This window comes from Paenibacillus sp. FSL R5-0744, from assembly GCF_037972555.1.
Taxonomy (GTDB): Bacteria; Bacillota; Bacilli; order Paenibacillales; family Paenibacillaceae; genus Paenibacillus_AQ.
On the sequence record NZ_CP150228.1, the window covers coordinates 2964477 to 2982413 of the forward strand.

The window sequence follows — 17937 nt, forward strand, 5'->3', positions numbered from 1 at the left end:
ATGACAATCGAATTCGATAACAACCTGCCGATTTATATTCAGATCATGAATTACATCAAAGGAGAAATCGTTACAGGTAAGTTAAAACCAGGAGATAAAATTCTCTCGGTACGAGAGCTTGCCAATGAACTGCAGATTAATCCGAATACAGTACAAAGAACCTTTCAGGAACTGGAGCGTGAAGAAATCGTGGAGACCCGGCGTGGAATGGGAAGATACGTCACTAGTAATGAAGGAACTATTTTGACCATCAAAAAAGAAATGGCAAAGGATGTACTAGATCGTTTCATTCGTGGCATGCAGGACCTTGGTTTTCAAGGTGAAGATATTTTAGCGGCAGTAGCAGAGAGTATCCGAAACAAGGATGGAGAATAGGGGGATAAGCAAGTTGGAAAATATACTTGAGATTCATGACGTTACAAAAAAATATAGATCCAAGCACGCCCTCCGCGGAGTATCCTTTAATCTGAGTGCGGGTAAAATCACGGGACTGCTGGGCAGTAACGGCAGCGGTAAAAGTACACTTATGAAAATCATCGCCGGGCTGACACAGCCTACTTCCGGTCGTGTATCCATTATTGGAGGGGCTGTAGGCATAGATAGTAAAGCAGTAGTGTCATTTATGCCCGATAAGCCGCTTACGGAATCCTGGATGAATGTTAAGGATGCTCTAAAGTTCCAAAGTGATTTCTATCCGGATTTTGATCAGACTAAGGCTTCTCGAATGTTGGAGTTTATGAAGCTAAGAGCTCAAGATAAGGTGAAGGATTTGTCCAAAGGGATGAATGAGCGTCTACAGCTTACACTTGCTTTATCACGCCGAGCTAGCCTGTATTTACTGGATGAGCCAATCGGTGGTGTTGATCCAGTAGCTAGAACTAAAATTCTTAACGCGTTAGTAGAGTTTTATGAAGAGGACAGCACCATTCTCCTTTCTACTCATTTAGTATCGGATATCGAGCGGATCTTTGATGATGTGATTTTTATAAAAGAGGGAGAAATTGTGATGCATACGGCGGTAGAAGATATCCGGATGCGCCAAGGTAAAAGCATAGACGAACTGTTCAGAGAGGTGTACGCAGAATGCTAAAGCTAGTGAAGTATGATTTTAGACGAGATAGAGATAAGTTTCTTGCTGTTTTTGTTATCACCATTCTTGTGCAGTTTGTGATAGGATTTACTGTTCGTTCAGATCAAGAGATGTTCATGATGAACGTCACTTCCTATGCCGTAGCAGGTGTAGTGCTTCTCTTTTTTAGTCTGCGCACCTTCGGTCAGAACCTGAGATTATTCAATCGTAGGCTTGTGCCAGTACCAGTCCTGTACACCGTTCTCTCACCGATAATGCTGTTCTTAGGTTCGTTACTCTGTTTATTTCTAGTTGCTTATATTCATTTAGCAGTTGATATTATGATGTTTTCAACTTCGTTTTTACCGGAAAAATTTTGGCTGATTTCCGCCTATACAGTGCTAATAGTCTTTTGGGCTTCCGCCTACTCTATGTTACTCGTAATGTTCTCCATGACCGTTGCAATGAGTGTGAGAGTGAAAGGAAGAGTATGGATTGGGATAGCTGTTTTTTTTGTAATACAGTATTTAATTTCTTTAATAGAAACATCGATGTTCGATCATAAAAATATCACTTTGGAAAGAGCTTTTCGATTTGAAGTGACGGATGAGGCTACTAAATTAAATAATATTGAGACCTCTCAGTATGTTCTTGGTTTACTTCCTACCCTGTTCGAAGCTGTGATTATTGTGATTCTAGTATTTGCTATTGTTAAACTCGTTAAGAAAAGAGTGGAGTCCTAGGTACACGGTGAAATAACGTTTTTTAGAACGGAGGCAGAGCGATTAGCTTTGTCTTCGTTTTTATGCAAAAAAAAAGACGCCTTTCCATGAGAAGGGCATCTGTTATGTAGAATTCTACAGGCCCTCTACATTTAGAGAGGCTGTCCATATATCGAGTTCTCTATGTAGCTGTTCTTCTTCGTCCTCGTTCAATTTAAGTTTAACTCCATATTGGTATTGGCCGAGTCCGAACATCCAGCCCCAACGGACGCTGCCCACGAGTTGAAGCTTTTCTTCGTTTAATTGAAGATGAATCACTAGCTTTGTATCGCCCGCCGTGAATCGAAGATTCAGGGGGGTGCGCACTTTGCAGCCGGATCGGCTAAGATCGAGCAACACAGCTTCTGTTAGCTTTCCGGCACCCGGACCGCTACTACTTATTGGAACTTCAATCCAGCATTCAAGCGGCTGGTTCATTACATAGCGAAATGGTTCTTTCCTGCTGGACACATCCATAATTTCCCTCCGTATCGTTTATTTGCAATTATATCGAAAGAGATTGTTGAGAACAATCTACTAAAGTGCTATTTTTAATAAGAATAAATTTATTTAATCCTAATGAAGGTGATGAGACTTAACATGTACCAATACCTTAATGAAACGTTCCAAAAACACAATTTTGACCAAGGAAGTCTACAGGACGGGGAACTAAATAACTGTACATTTGAGCAGTGTTCCTTCAAGGGAAGCTCTATGGAAGAGATGACTTCCATCGGCTGCCGATTTATAGATTGCGATTTTACTGGAGCCATGCTCAATGCATCACACCATAAAGGCTCGGCTTTTACTAACTGTAAGTTCACGGGTGCGAATCTGTTCGTATCTAAATTTGAAGATTGTAAAATGGTAGGCTCTGATTTCTCAAATGCTTATTTGGACGGGATCACACTTATCGGCGGGGACTGGTCCTACACGAACCTGAGACATACCAATCTTAGCAGACAGGATCTGCGCGGGATTCGATTTACTGAGGCCGATCTAATGGGTTGTAATTTGCAAAAAAGTGATCTTCGAGGGGCTGATCTGAGCCGTGTACAGCTGTCTCAATGCAAGCTTAAGGGGGCTGACCTACGGGATGCTATTGTTGAAGGAATTGATTTGAAAAGTTTGGATCTGCAAGGTGTTCGTATGGATATAGATCAGGCTGTACTGTTAGCACGCTCTTTTGGGGCTAAGGTAGGGAACTAGGAATAGGGGCATCAGCTGCTAATGTTGTAGCGGTTGATGCCCCTTTAGATTGTTATCAAGAAATACATATGCACATTGTATGAAACTTCTTATGTATATTTGCTTGCTTAACGGTTAACGCAGTCTTTTTCTGGGTTTGGCCCACCATTTAATCCAAAGAAAACCTTCGTCATCACGGAAAAATTTAATGCCTACCCAGCGTAAGGGTGTCCATAGTTCTCTAAAGTAATATGAAGGCATAGTCTATTAGACCCTCCTATATAGTCAATTAATACTATATGTTACGCTAGTTTTAATGAAACTTCAAGACAATTTTACTTATAATTACATATTATGAATCTACGAGAAGTAAATTGCTCATGTGAGCAGGACCAATAGCCCTATGTTAGTTGCATGCTCCATTTAATTCTTTTCAGCTACTTATGTCACATTCGAATTATCAAATACTAACACGCGCTCTTTGGGCGCGTGTTTTGACGTTTATTTTGAATGGAATCTAGCAATGACGCTCTATTAGTAGGGATATGCACAAGCATTTCATTATGGTCAGCATTTAATAAAAGGAGAGGAAGTGATGAAATGACGGAGACCGAGTTTATTGCGAAGATCGCAAATTTTGCTGTAAAGGACATGCAGATCAGCAAGATTCCGGCATCGCTAACGATAGCTCAAGCGGCGCTGGAATCGGGCTTTGGCAGCAGCGGATTGACTGTTAAGGCCAACAATTTGTTTGGGATTAAAGGTAGCGGACCAGCCGGTAGTATTACTGTGCAAACTACTGAATATGTTAATGGTAAAGCTGTTAAAGTAGAAGCTCTTTTTCGGGCCTATAACAACTGGGGAGAATCTGTTGCGGATCATTCCGCGTTGATTGTGAATGGTGTTTCGTGGAATCGTAATCTTTACAGCAAAGTGCTTGGTGCTAGTGGCAAGGTAGCCGCACAAGAGATTGCTGCTGCTGGTTATGCTACCGACCCAAACTATGCAGCAAAGCTAATCCAAATCATGAATACCTACAATCTGTATAAATATGATGATGAAGCCAAGGAAGGTGATGACGAAATGTCGGCAGAGGATAAACAAAGGCTGGCTAGTCTGGAAACGGAAATAAAAGAATTGCGTGCTCTTATTGTGAGCCTTACGGATAGCAAGGATACGCTAAAAACAGGTATGCAGGAACAAGGTCAGTCGATTACTAAGCTTTCAGATCGTGTGACTTTAATTGAAGACCGAGCAGTGATGAATGTACCCCCATGGGCTGAAGCGGCAGTAAAGGCAGCGAGTGCTGCAGGGCTGCTAGATACACCGTCAGGTGGCAGTTATGACTTCTATCGCATAATAACAGTGCTGAACCGTGCAGGCTTACTTGCTTCTGGTAGTGGAAAATGAAATAAGGAGGATTAAACACCATGTATAATGATGCTCTCAACAGTGTGCTTGCCTTTGCTTCTGTGCTGGCTGTTTTCGTAATGGCACTTGTACAACTTGTGAAGAATAGCGTGCGACTTCCGCGGAATATTGTACCGGTTGTTGGATTAGCTATTGGCTTGCTGGTTGGAGCAGTGGCCTATCCGTTCACTGATATGAATCTGATCCTGCGGCTATGGGCTGGAGGGCTAGCAGGACTTTCGGCGACGGGGTTATTTGAGCTTGCTTTTAACAAAAGGGATGGAACCAAAACAGATGATAAATAGACTCGGCCTATCAGTTATATAAAACAATCGTTTTATACAGGTATTGTGACTATGCAATCTATCGAGAACCCTAATATATTATCTTATGTCAATTATAAAGGGGGTGCAACAATGGGAACTTATCTTGATGCAAGAACGTCACAAAATGCCAGCCTCGCCAACTCTATAGCCATTCCTATAACCGTTCTAAATGCTCCACAGCTGTTTGGACAGATTGGGTTGTTGACTGCAGGAGTGACTACAAATCCGCGTGTGCTGCTTAAAGGAACGATCTCTGTAACGCTTCCTTTAGCTTTAGTGGGTATCACAATTACGATTGTAAGGGGAACCTTGCCGACCGATCCGCTTATATATTCTGCTACTTCAACTTTTGGTCTAAGTATTTTGGCTCCGCAAGTCATAACCTTTTCAGCAGACGATTTCTTACCTGCAATCACACCTCAACTCACTTATACAGCATTTGTTTCATCTAATCTACTCGGCACAGTTCGTGTGGGTCCAGAAAGCTTTGACGGTATTTTAGTTTCTGATTAAACATTTTTACACTAACCTCGCGCAGTTGGCGGGGTTTTATTTTTAACCGTTCGCCCAATCTTCTTGGGGGGTTAATACATATCCTGTGATGTATTCTAAAATACGGAGGAGGTCTTCTCATGGGTGCAGAATTTGGTCATGTTGGTGGTGCTTTTACTTCCACAGGCGCGATTTTGGTATTGTTCATCTTATTGGTAATTATTACGAGCGCATGCATATTCTAAAGATATAAAAAAGTCTGCTTCTGGCATTCGTGCTGGAAGCAGACTTTCTTTATGGTACTATTTCGAATTATGCCATGCCATGCAAAGCAAAAGTCGTAGGATTCTACTCTCGTATTGAAGTACATAAAAAATGCTGATCGGGATTTCTTCTATTATTGTACTATTAATCATTGTCGTAACGGTGGGAAGCTTTTATTTCTATCATGTAACCACGAACGTGACTGTCTAACAAAGGGCTGCCGAAAGGTGGTCCTTTTATGATGTATATACTCTTTAGCGAATTTATTGTGTGAGTTTGCTTTTTATTCACATTTAAATGCAATATATAAATTGCATTATGTAATAAATATATTATAATTCTGGTTATAGGGAGGGATAATAATGAAAAAAAGTAAAATGAATGATGAACGAGTTGTATCTCAAAGAAGAAAGATTCAAAGTGATGCTTATCAAATATTAGTATATTGTTTGCTGATTTCAGTACTGATTCAACAATTCATAATGAATGCTCCGTTTGAGCAATTTGCAGTCGAGTTTTTCTGTTTAATTGGTAGTGGAATATATATAACGATACGGCACTTGTCTGTTGGTGTTGAAATTTGGGATTCCCGAAGAAACACAAATAAAAAGCTGCTCATAAACAGCATTATTTCAGGCGGAATTTGTGTTTCGTTGCTTATAGTTTTGGCGGGAGAAAGAAATGTATGGAGCATTATTTTAATCTTTGTATCTTTTATAATTGTTTATTTTCTTACACACCTAGTGTTACGGAATATAAACAAAAAAAGACAACAGCAAATCGATGATGAATTAAGTAGTGATGATACAGTTGAATGAAATGAGCGGATTTTTCATCCTCATCTATCTTGCCACGCTCATATAACCGTAGGTCGTTTTCCATATCCAATTCAATATGAATGAGCTTTAATTTTATCAGAGGGAGTTGAATACGCTGCTGAAAATAAGGCACGTCGCAGATCTCCGAAAGGATAAGCACGAGAGCCTATATTTCCCTATGACCGTGATCTTTGAGCCAAGAGGCAATTGCAGAAATTTGGGGTATTCCTAAGGCGGCAGCATTCGCAAGCAACTGTGTGCGTCCTTCTTTCTCATTGTCCGAAACTAGTAATTTTGTATTGATTATTCCATATATAATAATAACTTTTAATGTCTTTAAACATAAATTCGGGGCCCTATCTCTAGGGCCCCTTTCATGGGAGAGGAGAAACCGGACGAAGAGCTTATGGGGAAACGTAAGCCTGCTCCGCGGTTGTCTACGACATTTGTGGTGTCGATAATTACATGATGTCCCTGGAAGCCCAGTCTTATACATAAGGAAGACTTATTTATCGGAATAGTCTTGATCTTTCCATTTTTCATATCTAGACAAATTTTTTATTTCATCGCGCAAATGTGTTACGATAGGCGTGGACTTATGCCCTTTTGGGTATAACAAACAGAGACATAGAGCGGGTGATTGACGGTGAGAGTGGTATCGGGAAGTGCAAAAGGAAGACCACTAAAAAGTGTGCCGGGAAGTGGAACAAGACCTACAACCGATAAGGTGAAGGAAGCTGTATTCAGTATGATCGGTCCATATTTTGAAGGTGGAGCGGTACTGGACTTGTTCGCAGGTACAGGTGGTTTGGGTATCGAAGCTTTAAGCAGAGGGATGGAAAGCGCCGTATTTGTAGATATGGATCCCAAGAGTATTGACACCATTCGTGCCAATTTGAAAGCGACTAATCTTGAAGCGAGTGCGCAAGTGTACCGAAATGAAGCAGGAAGAGCCCTCAGTGCATTGGAGAAGCGGGGACGTGTTTTTGATTTAGTCTTTCTAGATCCTCCCTACCGATTGAAGCACGGAGATGAGCTGATGCTATCTATGGTAGAAAAAGGAATGCTGCAAGAGGACGCAATCATTGTTCTGGAGCATGAATCAAGTTATGCCTATCCTGAGGATATCCCAGGATTTTATAGGCTGCGTCAGGCCGTATACGGAGAAACGACAATTTCTATTTATCAGTATGAAGCTAATCCTTCTGTGGAAAGCGAGACTGGTGAGGAGGTAGAGAATGAGTCAGCAAATTAGAAAAGAACGTGTTGCCATCTATCCAGGCACCTTTGATCCCGTGACTATGGGACATATGGATATTATTCGGCGCGCATCCAAGCAATTCGACCGTTTAATCGTAACGGTGCTTAATAATTTGAGTAAGAACCCGCTGTTTACTGTAGAAGAGCGGACAGAGCTTTTAAGACAGGCAACAGCTGATATTCCCAATGTGGAAATCGACAGCTTTAGGGATCTATTAGTCAATTATGTTCGTCAAAAAGATGCTCAAGTCATTGTACGTGGCATTCGTACCGTAACTGACTTTGAATATGAACTGCAAAATGCATCCATCAACCATAGTCTGGATCCGGATGCGGAAACGATCTTTATGATGACTAATCCGAAATATTCCTATTTAAGCTCCAGCGTTGTAAAAGAAATTGCCCATTTTGGTGGGAATGTGTCTGACTTCGTGACGCCTGAGGTGGAACAGGCGATGAAGCTTAAATTTAATCGAGCCGATGGCGAAAAGCGCTAACGAGATAGATCGTTGCGGATAATGCCAGTAGGATGATTAGCAGAAGCGATTGCAAACTAAGCAACTGTGGAAAAGAGCTCCATATGGCAGTTACATTAATGGTTCTGTTTGGTATGGATTGTGAATCAGCGAGTGCAGGCAAAGCGGCTTCACTTATTACTAAAAGTGGTTTCCATAGTAGCAGTGTTAATAAAAAAGCATAAACGCCGTGCATCAGGCGAACGACAGCATAGGGGAGGAATCGGACATTTGCTTGTTTAAGCAACGTCAGCACCTGTAGTTGCGCGCAGAGCCCGCTCCAGCCTAGTGCAGCAGAGAGTAAGGCCAAGCCTAGTACACCTGATGCTCCGGCTCCGATGCTCGAGAGCCCTTTGCTTATAGCGTCGGCTCCTAAATGAATCTCGAGCAAGCTCGCTGGCAGAGCGGCTGGCAATACAGGAAGTACCGTAGTAATGATATTGATGACCACGGCGAACATAATCATGTAACCGCCCACAACCATCAAATTTTGTACCGCTGTAGCTACTGACTCCCCAAGAAGTCTACCGAAGCTTCGGCCATCTCTTGATCTGGCTTCAGTGGCTGCAAGTTGGACACGACTATATAAAGAAGGTCGTTTGGTATTCGTGCGTTCTTTTACAGAAGGCTGCGGATTGTCTAGCCGGCCATTTAAAAGAGCGTCTGTATAACTGGCCAAAAGTCCTGAAACCCAGTGGATAGCAAGTAGAAAGTAACCTGCTGTAGGACTATGTAGGAAAGCTACACCAATCACAATGAGCAGGGTTACTGGACTGGCGAAATGCGTAAGTGAAGCAAGACGAGCGGCTTCCTTGTCCGAAATGCTGCCCTGCTTATGAAGCTGCATTACACCTCCGGTCCCGCCGGGGAATCCAGCGGTGATTCCAAGCGCCAAAGTCCAACCACTCGCGCCAGGCAGTCGAAAGACCTTTTTCATCAATGGTTCCAGGAGCACTCCGAAACCATGCACGAAGCCCGAAGCGGTTAGCATCTCAGACAGCATCAAGAAGGGGAGAAGTGCAGGGAATACGAGTGTCCACCAGAGCTTTAACCCTTGGAGAGAAGCCTCGAAAGAGCTTTCTGGTGAGATGATGATGGCAATGGCTAACAGGATTGCGATCACCCCAGATAAAAAAGGTGTGGAGCGACTAGCTAGACGGCGTATTTTAATATTGTTCATTTCTAGAATCACCTCTTCATAACTTAAGGCATAGCGGATGTGTTATCAATTTATGCAGAGTAGACAACCATCATGCCAAACCACTAGTCGAAGCGGTAATGAAGTTCAAACATTCATATCCTAAATGTGCCGTGGGAAAGAAGGGAAGAGTAGTGAAGCAGTTGAAGCATCGGCCGGGATTCCGTGCCACAGCTTACCTCTTTACGTTTGTAGTTATCGTGTATGTATTTGTATTTATGAACACCCCGTACATTGTATATCAACCGGGTAGTGCCTCTGAAGTTGCCCCTATGATAAAAGTGGAAAATGCCGATCCAGCTGAAGAAGGAACCTTCATGATGACTACAGTATCTGCTAGTTACGCTAATGTGGCGTTGCTGGTCGCCTCTGTTTTTAACTCCAATTCAGAGGTTGTGCGGAAAGAAACACGGTTAGGAGATAAGTCTGAAGATGAGTATGCTGCGGAGCAGGTTTTTTATATGAACAGCTCGCAATCTTACTCCGTTCAGGCGGCCTATCATGCTGCAGGAATTCCGTATGAGGATGTTGTGGATTATTTGTATGTTTTTTCAGTTCCGGTTGCCAGTAATAAAGGACAATTCCAGCCGGGTGACAGAATCATAAGTGTAGAAGGCCAGAAGGTACCCGATCCAGAAGCACTTTCTGCTTTACTTTCAACCAAAAAAATCGGTGATCAGGTCGCTGTTGTTTTACAAAGAAACGGTAAGGAAGTAAAGGAACAAGTGACACTTGTCGAGATCAAAGATAAAGAAGGTTCTGCAGTCCGACCTGGTTTTGGAGTCACTATAGCCGCAGTTCAAAAGGTAAAACCTAAAGAACAAGGCAAAGCGGTCAGCTTTGTGGATACGAATGTTGGTGGACCTTCTGCAGGACTGATGTTCACTATGGAGATTTACAACCGGCTTACGCCTGGTGATTTAACCAAAGGTCATAGGGTTGCAGGAACGGGCACGATCGACGCTGAGGGTGTGGTTGGTGCTATCGGTGGAGTGAAGCATAAGATTGTTGCTGCGGATCGAGAAGGGGCGGAGATTTTTTTCGTTCCTGTTAAGAATTACGACGAAGCCAAAACGAAAGCTGATAAAATCAGCACATCTATGAAGTTGGTACCCGTATCGACACTGGATGAAGCACTGAAGTATATGGAGGAACTACCGGTCAAACCATGACCGGAGGTTCCAAATAATCGCGATACAGATCGGTTCTGTGCGGTTCTCGAAAAGCTCCTGCGAAAGCAGACGCGGCTTGAAGGTCTCGCTCAAGTTGTGGATGGGAGCACAGTGACGGCCGCATGACGATGGGTAAGGTTGCTTTTTGTTTCATCTCTTTAAGGAGAGCTCGTCCACTTTCTCTAAAACCAAGGATTCGAATATACCCGGGCCCCTCCGCTAGTACAGAAGGGGTCATTTCTTCCTTTGTATGATTCAGCAAAATGTGTAGCAGGAGACGTTGCAGTCGTGTATGCGTATAACGCTTGCTCTTAAGGGCTTGAAGCAAACCCGAGATAGAGAATTGCTCAAGATCGGGCATAAGGCGAAGGATTCTATTCTCCAAGCCTTCATTCATGTCTTGGATGGTTCGTAGCTCGGCAGCGGTACGTGTAGAGAGCAGGTGACGGAGGGGACCTCGGAAATGCTCCAATTCCAGAGGACCTCTACCTGCTGCATGCTCTCTTTCTAATATGGACACGCTATATTCCGGCATGTATGCTGCTGGAGAGCCGCCTTCTTGCAGCAGCTTGCGAATAGCAGTGGCGCTTGCGATCGATGAGTCAACTTGCAAAGGATCATGGAATCCGGCTGCCGTTCGCGGAACGGTTAGCGGCTCGATCTTGCTATTTAGCCGTTGCAAGGCGATGAGATAATGCAAGCCAAGGCTGTTATTCGGCTGGCGCAGCAACTCGCCAGCATCGCCGGGACTCTCCTCTTCATGGAGAGTCCCTTCAAAGGCCACCGCCGCCGCTGCGCTGTACGCGGCGGGGAAGCTCGCTCCGAGCGCCATGCGGCGGCGGATCTCGCTCTGAAGTTCGCTGCTTTCCTCTGCCAGATACTTGGCCAGAGGAAGCAGCGAACCCAAAGTGCCGGCTTCGGAGCCGAAGCACAAGCTGTTCACGACCCCGGTCGCTTCCAGCAGTGCAACTGCTCCGAAGGCGAACCATTCTGCCGGCTGTACAGCATAGGCCACCGGCAGCTCAATGACGAGGTCGGCGCCCATTCGTAGCGCCATCTCTGTCCGAGCTTGCTTGCTTACCGCCGCCGGCTCGCCGCGCTGAGTAAAGGGACCGCTCATGACGACAATGGCGCGCTCAGCGCCAGATAGTCTTTTGGCTTCGGTGAAGTGATGGACATGTCCGTTATGTAATGGATTGTATTCTGCTATTATTCCAACTGTTGTCACTGCTGCTTCCCTCCGTATGTAACCATTATTTAAAATATAAGTAGAGATTAGTAGGATTAATATTTAGAAACTCAGTTCGCATATGCTGTCATTTTGATTTACACTAATAGTTATATCATAATTCTCTCCAATTCCTGAAACAATATAAAGGGAAAATGGTTGACAAAGGTATATAATACTAGGTATAATAAATTTTGTTTGTTTGGGAGTGATAAGTTATGCAGATTCACTTTCGCAAATTAGCGAATGCCGACGAACCGTTACATATTCACGATGTTGTGGATGTCAGCGAGGTAGTCAAAGGGCGCAAGGATATTCTAGCTGTTGCTCCGCTCTCAGTGGACCTTAAAGCGCTGCCCGCGGGAACCGATTGTGTGAACGTGGTGGGAAAACTGAGTGGAGATGTGGACATGTTATGTTCACGTTGTCTCACGGAGGTCAAAAGTGATTTGAACATTCCTTTTGCTGAGACTTTCAAGTGGCTTAAGCAGCCAGTTCTTCCAGATGATGACGAAGATGAGGAACTCATTTACGTCAAGGATGAGGTTGTGGATCTTATTCCTTATGTGGAAGAAAATTTCGTACTGCACTTACCGGATTCGGTATTGTGCAAGGCAGACTGTCTTGGTCTTTGTCAGAAATGCGGACAGAACTTGAACGAAGGCACCTGCAGTTGCGACAACACAGTGATCGATCCTCGACTCGCTGGGTTGAAAGACTTTTTCAAATGAAACATTACAACAAAACACATTCTGCTCTGAGGAGCAGGCTGACAGAAATATCACAAGGAGGTGGAACACATGGCAGTACCACAACGTAGAACGTCTAAAACACGCCGTGACAAACGTCGCACCCACTTTAAGTTGGTTGTGCCGGGCATGGTGAAATGCGAACAATGCGGAGAGTTGAAATTGGCTCACCACGTATGTAAAGTTTGCGGAACTTACAAAGCAAGAGAAATCATCAAACAATAGTTTCGGAATAAATAGTACTTCACTATCGGTGAAGTACTATTTTTTTTGAAATATAAGAATATATAAGTTTTACGCTATACATTATCCTTATATTTTTTGCACAAACGCTTACCGTCTATTAGGGACGCTGAGGCGTTTATGCTTATCCAAACATAAGCCGCCCAGAAGTCAATGCTTTATTTTTGGTGCGGCATGCTTTATACTACATATTAGTACCTGGTTCTAAATAATGTTTAAGATTATTTGACCTAATATAACAGCGGCCATTCAAGCGGCCGAATGCTTTCTTTAAAATATAAGAAAGTATAAGTTATGCACCTATACTTGATGTCTTATATTTCTCGCTTAAACGCTTATCGTCCATAAGGACGCCGAAAGCGTTTATGCTTGGCACGTGCCAGGAGGTGAGCCGCAATCGAGCGGATGTCCAAGAAAGAACGTCAGCAACAGCTGCTACATATAATCGCAGGTAATCCTTTTGTAACGGATCGGGAGTTGACTCGTCAGCTAAAAGTTAGCATTCAGACGATTCGGTTAGACCGAATGGAGCTGGGGATACCGGAACTGCGTGAACGAATGAAGCAAATGGCAGAGCACTCCTATGATCAGGTGCGCTCTTTGCCTGCGGATGAAGTCATCGGAGATATTGTGGATTTACAATTGGACAAGAGTGGGATTTCGATATTTGAGATTCGCGAAGACCATGTGTTCTCTAGAAATGGGATCGCTCGTGGTCACTATGTGTTTGCTCAAGCGAACTCGCTTGCGGTTGCCGTTATCAACGATGAAATTGCTCTGACCGCTTCAGCCGATATACGTTTTGTACGCACAGTTCAGCTAGGTGAGAAGTGTATTGCCAAAGCACAGGTGCGGTCACTCGCCGGTAGGGGTGGCAAAGCAGAGGTGGACGTATTCACCTATGTCGGAGAAGAACTAGTGTTTCAGGGCCATTTTATAGTGTATCGGTCCGCAAATGATGAACACAGTGAAGGGGGTAACCATAGTGCTGATCGCCATTGATGCCATGGGCGGGGACAACGCTCCTGAATGTAATGTCGAGGGGGCGTTGTCCGCGGCCGCGGAATGGAAAGATACGCAGATTGTGCTCGTTGGTGACGAAGCCAGATTAGAGCCACTACTCAAAGACAAGCCATCTAATCTGACAATACGTCATGCAGGAGACGTCATTGGTTCTGATGAAGAGCCGGTTAAGGCAGTTCGTCGTAAAAAAGACTCATCCATGGTTGTAGCTGGACGAATGGTGCGTGAAGGTGAAGCAGATGCTATGATTTCGTCGGGTAACACGGGTGCGCTAATGACCACAGGACTCCTCGTAGTTGGCCGGATGCAGGGAATTGAACGTCCTGCACTGGCGCCTATGATTCCAACGCTTGACGATGTTGGCGTACTGGCTCTTGATCTTGGTGCTAACATGGATGCGAAGCCTGAACATCTGGTACAATATGCGCTGATGGGCAGCATTTACCGGAGCAAGGTTCATGGTATTGCTAAGCCGCGTGTGGGACTTCTGAATGTAGGGACGGAGCCTGGAAAGGGTAACGAACTGACGAAAGAAGCTTATCCGCTGCTTGAGAACTTGCCAGGTATTCATTTTATCGGTAATGTTGAGGCACGTGACGTACTGACAGGGAATTGCGATGTGCTTGTCTGCGATGGATTTGCCGGTAATATTTTGCTGAAGTCTCTTGAGGGTACGGCGGGCGCTTTGTTCTCTTTGCTCAAGGAGCAATTTAGTCGTTCCCTGAAGACTAAGCTTGGCGCGGCTATGCTGATGCCGGAGCTTAGAGCTTTAAAGGGTAAAATGGATTACAAAGAGCACGGTGGTGCACCACTACTCGGTCTTAGCGGATTGGTAGTGAAGGGCCACGGATCTTCTGACGGAAATGCAGTTAAGAATGCGGTAAGACAAGCGCGGATTGCTCTACAAGCCGATCTTGTGCCAAGTATATCCAAGGAAATTAGCGGGAAGTGAGTGACGACATGAGACAGTTGCGACCGGTTGGAATTATAGGAACTGGGAAATATGTACCTGAGAAAATATTGACAAATAGCGATCTGGAAAAAATAGTGGAGACTAACGATGAGTGGATCGTCAGTCGGACAGGCATCCGCGAGAGACATATTGCTGCGCCTCACGAGGCAACTTCTGATCTAGCGTATGAAGCAGCACTCAAGGCACTTGATTCCGCTGGAATGAAAGCCGAAGATTTGGATCTTATTATTATTGCAACAGTAACACCTGATAGTGCTTTCCCTTCTACAGCCTGTATTTTACAGGATAAGCTGGGTGCTAAAGGCGCTGCGGCTTTTGACTTGTCAGCAGCCTGCTCTGGTTTTGTATACAGCTTAGCTACTGCGGTTGGCTTTATTCAGAACGGAATGTACAACAATGCACTTATTATAGGTGCGGATACTTTATCCCGCATCACAGATTATACAGATCGCAATACTTGTGTCTTGTTTGGTGATGGAGCAGGTGCAGTTATCATTGGTGAAGTTCCGGAAGGTCGTGGTTTCCAATCCTTTGATCTGGGTGCTGAAGGCTCTGGAGGGAACTTGCTTAAGCTAGAAGCCGGCGGTTCACGCTTGCCTGCCTCTCAGCAAACCGTTGAAGATAAGAAGCATTTCATTTATATGAATGGCCGTGAAGTCTTTAAATTTGCTGTTCGTGTAATGGGCTCAGCTACAGAACGTGTGCTTACTAAAGCTGGTCTGGGTAAGGAAGATATCGATTTGTTCGTACCTCACCAAGCGAATATTCGTATCATTCAATCCGCTATGCAGCGTCTTGATTTGCCACCAGAGAAATGTGTAATCAATGTTGATAAATATGCCAATACTTCGGCTGCCTCCATTCCACTAGCGCTTGTTGAAGCGGCGGAAGAAGGACGTATGAAAGAAGGCGACACCGTCCTGATGGTTGGATTCGGCGGTGGCTTGACTTGGGGCGCATCTGTATTGATCTGGTAATAAGCTAAGACCGTTATACGGGAAGGAGTTCATACTTATGAGTAAAATTGCATTCGTCTTTCCCGGTCAGGGAGCACAAGCAGTTGGAATGGGCAAGGATGTTTATGATGCTCTTCCAAACAGCCGTGCAGTGTTCGAGAAAGGGGATGAAGTTCTCGGATTTCCACTAAGTAAGCTGATTTTTGAAGGACCGGACAGTGAGTTGAAGCAAACGGTAAACACGCAACCAGCGCTTCTTACAGCAAGCGTAGCCTATCTTGAAGCTCTACGTGGACAAGGTTTGAAGCCGGATTATGTTGCTGGTCATAGCCTTGGTGAATACAGTGCACTAGTAGCTGCGGGTGTGTTGTCATATGAAGATGCTGTAACACTTGTACGCTTGAGAGGTCGTTTCATGGAAGAAGCTGTTCCAGGAGGACAAGGTGCAATGGCTGCAGTGCTTGGCGCAGAACGTGAAGCGCTGGCAGCATTATGCCAAACTATCTCTGAAGAGAATGGTGTTGTAGAACTGGCTAACGTTAACTGTCCAGGTCAGATCGTTGTTTCCGGATCTCAGGAAGGCGTTAATGGTGTTGTGCAGCGTGTTAAAGAAGCTGGTGGCAAGCGGGCAATTCCGCTAGAAGTAAGTGGACCTTTTCACTCTTCTATGATGAGAGCTGCTGCAGATCGTTTGGCAGAAGAGTTGAAGAAAGTAACCTTCAACACTCCAAATGTACCTGTCATCGTTAACGTCACTGCATCACCGGTAACAGATCCCGAAGAAATTCGCGAACTGCTTGTTCGTCAGGTGTATTCTCCTGTGCTTTGGCAAGACAGTATTGAATGGTTGATTGCGGATGGTGTTGACACTTTTGTTGAGATTGGTTCTGGCAGTGTTCTGGCAGGTCTGATCCGCAAAATAGATAAAACAGTCAAAGTAATCAACATTAATACACTTGAAAGTGTCCAAACTGTTTTGTAAGAAATGGTTTAACATTTTGACAACAGCATCACGATTGAAAGGGGATTAGACTATGTTTTCAGCATTGCGGGGCCAAACGGCCCTTGTAACTGGCGGCTCACGTGGCATTGGTCGTAGTATCGCGCTTGCTCTTGCAGAACACGGTGTAAAGGTGGCTGTGAACTATGCAGGAAGTGAAGCGGCGGCACAGGAGACTGTGGCCCGTATTGTCGAGCTTGGCTCGGAGGGTATTGCACTCCGTGGAGATGTCGGCAATAGTGAACAGGCCGAGAGCCTTGTGAAAGAGGTTCTTAATACCTGGGGACGTATTGACATTGTTGTCAATAATGCCGGCATTACTAGGGACAACCTGATTATGCGCATGAAAGAGGAAGAGTTCGATCAAGTGATTGAGACGAATCTGAAAGGTGTGTTTAATTGCCTTAAGGCAGCAACACGTCCGATGATGAAACAGCGCTATGGCCGAATCATTAATATTTCCTCGGTTGTGGGCGTGACAGGTAACCCTGGTCAGGCTAATTACTCTGCAGCTAAGGCTGGTGTCATCGGTTTAACGAAGGCATCGGCTCGTGAGCTTTCTTCGCGGGGCATCACCGTCAACTGTATTGCTCCTGGGTTTATTGATACAGATATGACACGTGAGCTCTCTGAAGAAGTTCGCAGTGAGCTAGAGAAGGGCATTCCACTAGCTCGCCTTGGGCGTCCGGAAGAAGTAGCTATGACAGTTGTTTTCTTAGCTTCTGAAGGCGCCGCTTATATGACCGGCCAGACACTACACGTGGATGGCGGGATGTATATGTAATTCTCCTTTGAAAATATAACACTTACCGTCCTTATAAGGACGCCGAAGGGTTTTATGCTTGGGAGAAATTACACTGTTTTAAAGATGAAATGTGAGGGATCAGGAAAGCGTTTTTTGCGGTCTATGGTATTTTGACCTCATATCTCGTATAATACCAAAAGAGGAGGTGAACCGGATGTCCGATGTATTAGAGCGTGTAAAACGCATTGTCATCGACCGCTTAGGTGCCGATGAAGCTGAGGTAACATTAGAAGCGTCTTTCAAAGATGATTTAGGTGCTGATTCTCTTGATGTAGTAGAATTGGTTATGGAATTGGAAGATGAATTCGACATGGAAATCTCTGATGAAGATGCAGAGACGATTACGACCGTGGGTGAAGTTGTGAAGTACATACAATCTCATACCTAGAGTCATATGATTGAGAGTCCCGTTCCAACTTGGGCGGGGCTTCTCCTCATTTATACAGCATTAAAGATGTATTACAGGTTGCCATGTGCAGCTTCATAG

The 17937-nt window shown here is 44.5% G+C and carries 23 protein-coding genes; 20 read left to right on the forward strand and 3 right to left on the reverse strand.

Features of this window, described 5'->3' with window-relative positions; all coding sequences use genetic code 11:
* Genes MKY19_RS12880 through MKY19_RS12890 form a run of 3 tightly spaced genes read left to right on the forward strand, consistent with a single transcriptional unit; the run spans position 1 to position 1812 of the window.
* Positions 1-375 (forward strand): GntR family transcriptional regulator, encoded by a 375-nt coding sequence (locus MKY19_RS12880; protein WP_042187671.1) that lies wholly within the window; start codon positions 1-3, stop codon positions 373-375.
* Between the two features lie 13 nt (positions 376-388).
* Positions 389-1090 (forward strand): ABC transporter ATP-binding protein, encoded by a 702-nt coding sequence (locus tag MKY19_RS12885; RefSeq protein ID WP_339270882.1) that lies wholly within the window; start codon positions 389-391, stop codon positions 1088-1090.
* Positions 1084-1812 (forward strand): hypothetical protein, encoded by a 729-nt coding sequence (locus MKY19_RS12890; RefSeq protein ID WP_339270884.1) that lies wholly within the window; start codon positions 1084-1086, stop codon positions 1810-1812. The genes MKY19_RS12885 and MKY19_RS12890 overlap by 7 nt, the downstream gene beginning before the upstream one ends.
* Positions 1813-1926: 114 nt before the next feature.
* On the opposite strand, the gene MKY19_RS12895 is transcribed toward MKY19_RS12890, so the two are convergent.
* Positions 1927-2307, reverse strand: coding sequence for a PilZ domain-containing protein (locus MKY19_RS12895; protein ID WP_042187677.1), 381 nt, complete (start codon positions 2305-2307; stop codon positions 1927-1929).
* A gap of 123 nt (positions 2308-2430) precedes the next feature.
* On the opposite strand from MKY19_RS12895, the gene MKY19_RS12900 reads away from it, so the two are divergent.
* The 8 genes from MKY19_RS12900 (at position 2431) to coaD (ending at position 8085) form a co-directional block, all read left to right on the forward strand.
* Positions 2431-3039, forward strand: a complete 609-nt coding sequence (locus MKY19_RS12900; protein WP_076298872.1) for a pentapeptide repeat-containing protein — start codon at positions 2431-2433, stop codon at positions 3037-3039.
* Positions 3040-3618: 579 nt separating this feature from the next.
* Positions 3619-4428 (forward strand): glycoside hydrolase family 73 protein, encoded by an 810-nt coding sequence (locus MKY19_RS12905; protein WP_339247683.1) that lies wholly within the window; start codon positions 3619-3621, stop codon positions 4426-4428.
* A gap of 20 nt (positions 4429-4448) precedes the next feature.
* Positions 4449-4733 (forward strand): holin, encoded by a 285-nt coding sequence (locus MKY19_RS12910; RefSeq protein WP_339247685.1) that lies wholly within the window; start codon positions 4449-4451, stop codon positions 4731-4733.
* 111 nt (positions 4734-4844) lie between these two features.
* On the forward strand, positions 4845-5267 hold the full coding sequence (locus tag MKY19_RS12915; protein ID WP_339803332.1) for a hypothetical protein: 423 nt from the start codon (positions 4845-4847) through the stop codon (positions 5265-5267).
* 119 nt (positions 5268-5386) lie between these two features.
* Positions 5387-5491, forward strand: coding sequence for a sporulation protein YjcZ (locus MKY19_RS12920; RefSeq protein ID WP_081389784.1), 105 nt, complete (start codon positions 5387-5389; stop codon positions 5489-5491).
* 381 nt (positions 5492-5872) lie between these two features.
* On the forward strand, positions 5873-6328 hold the full coding sequence (locus MKY19_RS12925) for a DUF6773 family protein (protein ID WP_076282782.1): 456 nt from the start codon (positions 5873-5875) through the stop codon (positions 6326-6328).
* A 646-nt stretch (positions 6329-6974) separates the two neighbouring features.
* Entirely contained in the window at positions 6975-7583 is a 609-nt protein-coding gene (gene rsmD, locus MKY19_RS12930; protein ID WP_060624086.1) for a 16S rRNA (guanine(966)-N(2))-methyltransferase RsmD, read from the forward strand.
* On the forward strand, positions 7567-8085 hold the full coding sequence (gene coaD, locus MKY19_RS12935) for a pantetheine-phosphate adenylyltransferase (RefSeq protein WP_076282781.1): 519 nt from the start codon (positions 7567-7569) through the stop codon (positions 8083-8085). The genes rsmD and coaD overlap by 17 nt, the downstream gene beginning before the upstream one ends.
* Here coaD and MKY19_RS12940 read toward each other — a convergent pair.
* Positions 8057-9283, reverse strand: a complete 1227-nt coding sequence (locus MKY19_RS12940; RefSeq protein WP_339803337.1) for a nucleoside recognition domain-containing protein — start codon at positions 9281-9283, stop codon at positions 8057-8059. The genes coaD and MKY19_RS12940 overlap by 29 nt on opposite strands.
* A 152-nt stretch (positions 9284-9435) precedes the next feature.
* Between MKY19_RS12940 and MKY19_RS12945 the strand changes: the two genes are divergently transcribed.
* Complete coding sequence (locus MKY19_RS12945; RefSeq protein WP_339803339.1) at positions 9436-10473, forward strand: SepM family pheromone-processing serine protease; 1038 nt, start codon at positions 9436-9438, stop codon at positions 10471-10473.
* On the opposite strand, the gene MKY19_RS12950 is transcribed toward MKY19_RS12945, so the two are convergent.
* On the reverse strand, positions 10463-11701 hold the full coding sequence (locus MKY19_RS12950) for a nucleotidyltransferase (RefSeq protein ID WP_339803342.1): 1239 nt from the start codon (positions 11699-11701) through the stop codon (positions 10463-10465). The genes MKY19_RS12945 and MKY19_RS12950 overlap by 11 nt on opposite strands.
* 218 nt (positions 11702-11919) lie before the next feature.
* Between MKY19_RS12950 and MKY19_RS12955 the strand changes: the two genes are divergently transcribed.
* The 8 genes from MKY19_RS12955 to MKY19_RS12990 all read left to right on the forward strand — a co-directional run bounded on the left by MKY19_RS12955 (position 11920) and on the right by MKY19_RS12990 (position 17838).
* Positions 11920-12432: a DUF177 domain-containing protein gene (locus MKY19_RS12955; protein ID WP_042187699.1), complete on the forward strand. Its 513-nt coding sequence runs from the start codon at positions 11920-11922 to the stop codon at positions 12430-12432.
* Positions 12433-12501: 69 nt separating this feature from the next.
* Entirely contained in the window at positions 12502-12675 is a 174-nt protein-coding gene (gene rpmF / locus MKY19_RS12960) for a 50S ribosomal protein L32 (protein WP_019911234.1), read from the forward strand.
* A gap of 423 nt (positions 12676-13098) precedes the next feature.
* Complete coding sequence (gene fapR / locus MKY19_RS12965; protein ID WP_042127208.1) at positions 13099-13695, forward strand: transcription factor FapR; 597 nt, start codon at positions 13099-13101, stop codon at positions 13693-13695.
* The gene (plsX, locus tag MKY19_RS12970; RefSeq protein WP_042187701.1) at positions 13679-14668 is read left to right on the forward strand and encodes a phosphate acyltransferase PlsX; all 990 of its coding nucleotides are present in this window, start codon (positions 13679-13681) and stop codon (positions 14666-14668) included. Before fapR ends, plsX begins: the two co-directional genes overlap by 17 nt.
* An 8-nt stretch (positions 14669-14676) precedes the next feature.
* The gene (locus MKY19_RS12975; protein WP_139328492.1) at positions 14677-15666 is read left to right on the forward strand and encodes a beta-ketoacyl-ACP synthase III; all 990 of its coding nucleotides are present in this window, start codon (positions 14677-14679) and stop codon (positions 15664-15666) included.
* A gap of 37 nt (positions 15667-15703) precedes the next feature.
* Positions 15704-16627, forward strand: a complete 924-nt coding sequence (gene fabD / locus MKY19_RS12980; RefSeq protein ID WP_339803346.1) for an ACP S-malonyltransferase — start codon at positions 15704-15706, stop codon at positions 16625-16627.
* Positions 16628-16679: 52 nt separating this feature from the next.
* Entirely contained in the window at positions 16680-17429 is a 750-nt protein-coding gene (gene fabG, locus MKY19_RS12985; RefSeq protein ID WP_042187706.1) for a 3-oxoacyl-[acyl-carrier-protein] reductase, read from the forward strand.
* Positions 17430-17604: 175 nt separating this feature from the next.
* A complete protein-coding gene (locus tag MKY19_RS12990; RefSeq protein WP_036686493.1) occupies positions 17605-17838 on the forward strand; it encodes an acyl carrier protein in 234 nt (77 codons plus the stop codon).
* The last annotated feature ends 99 nt before the right edge of the window (positions 17839-17937 follow it).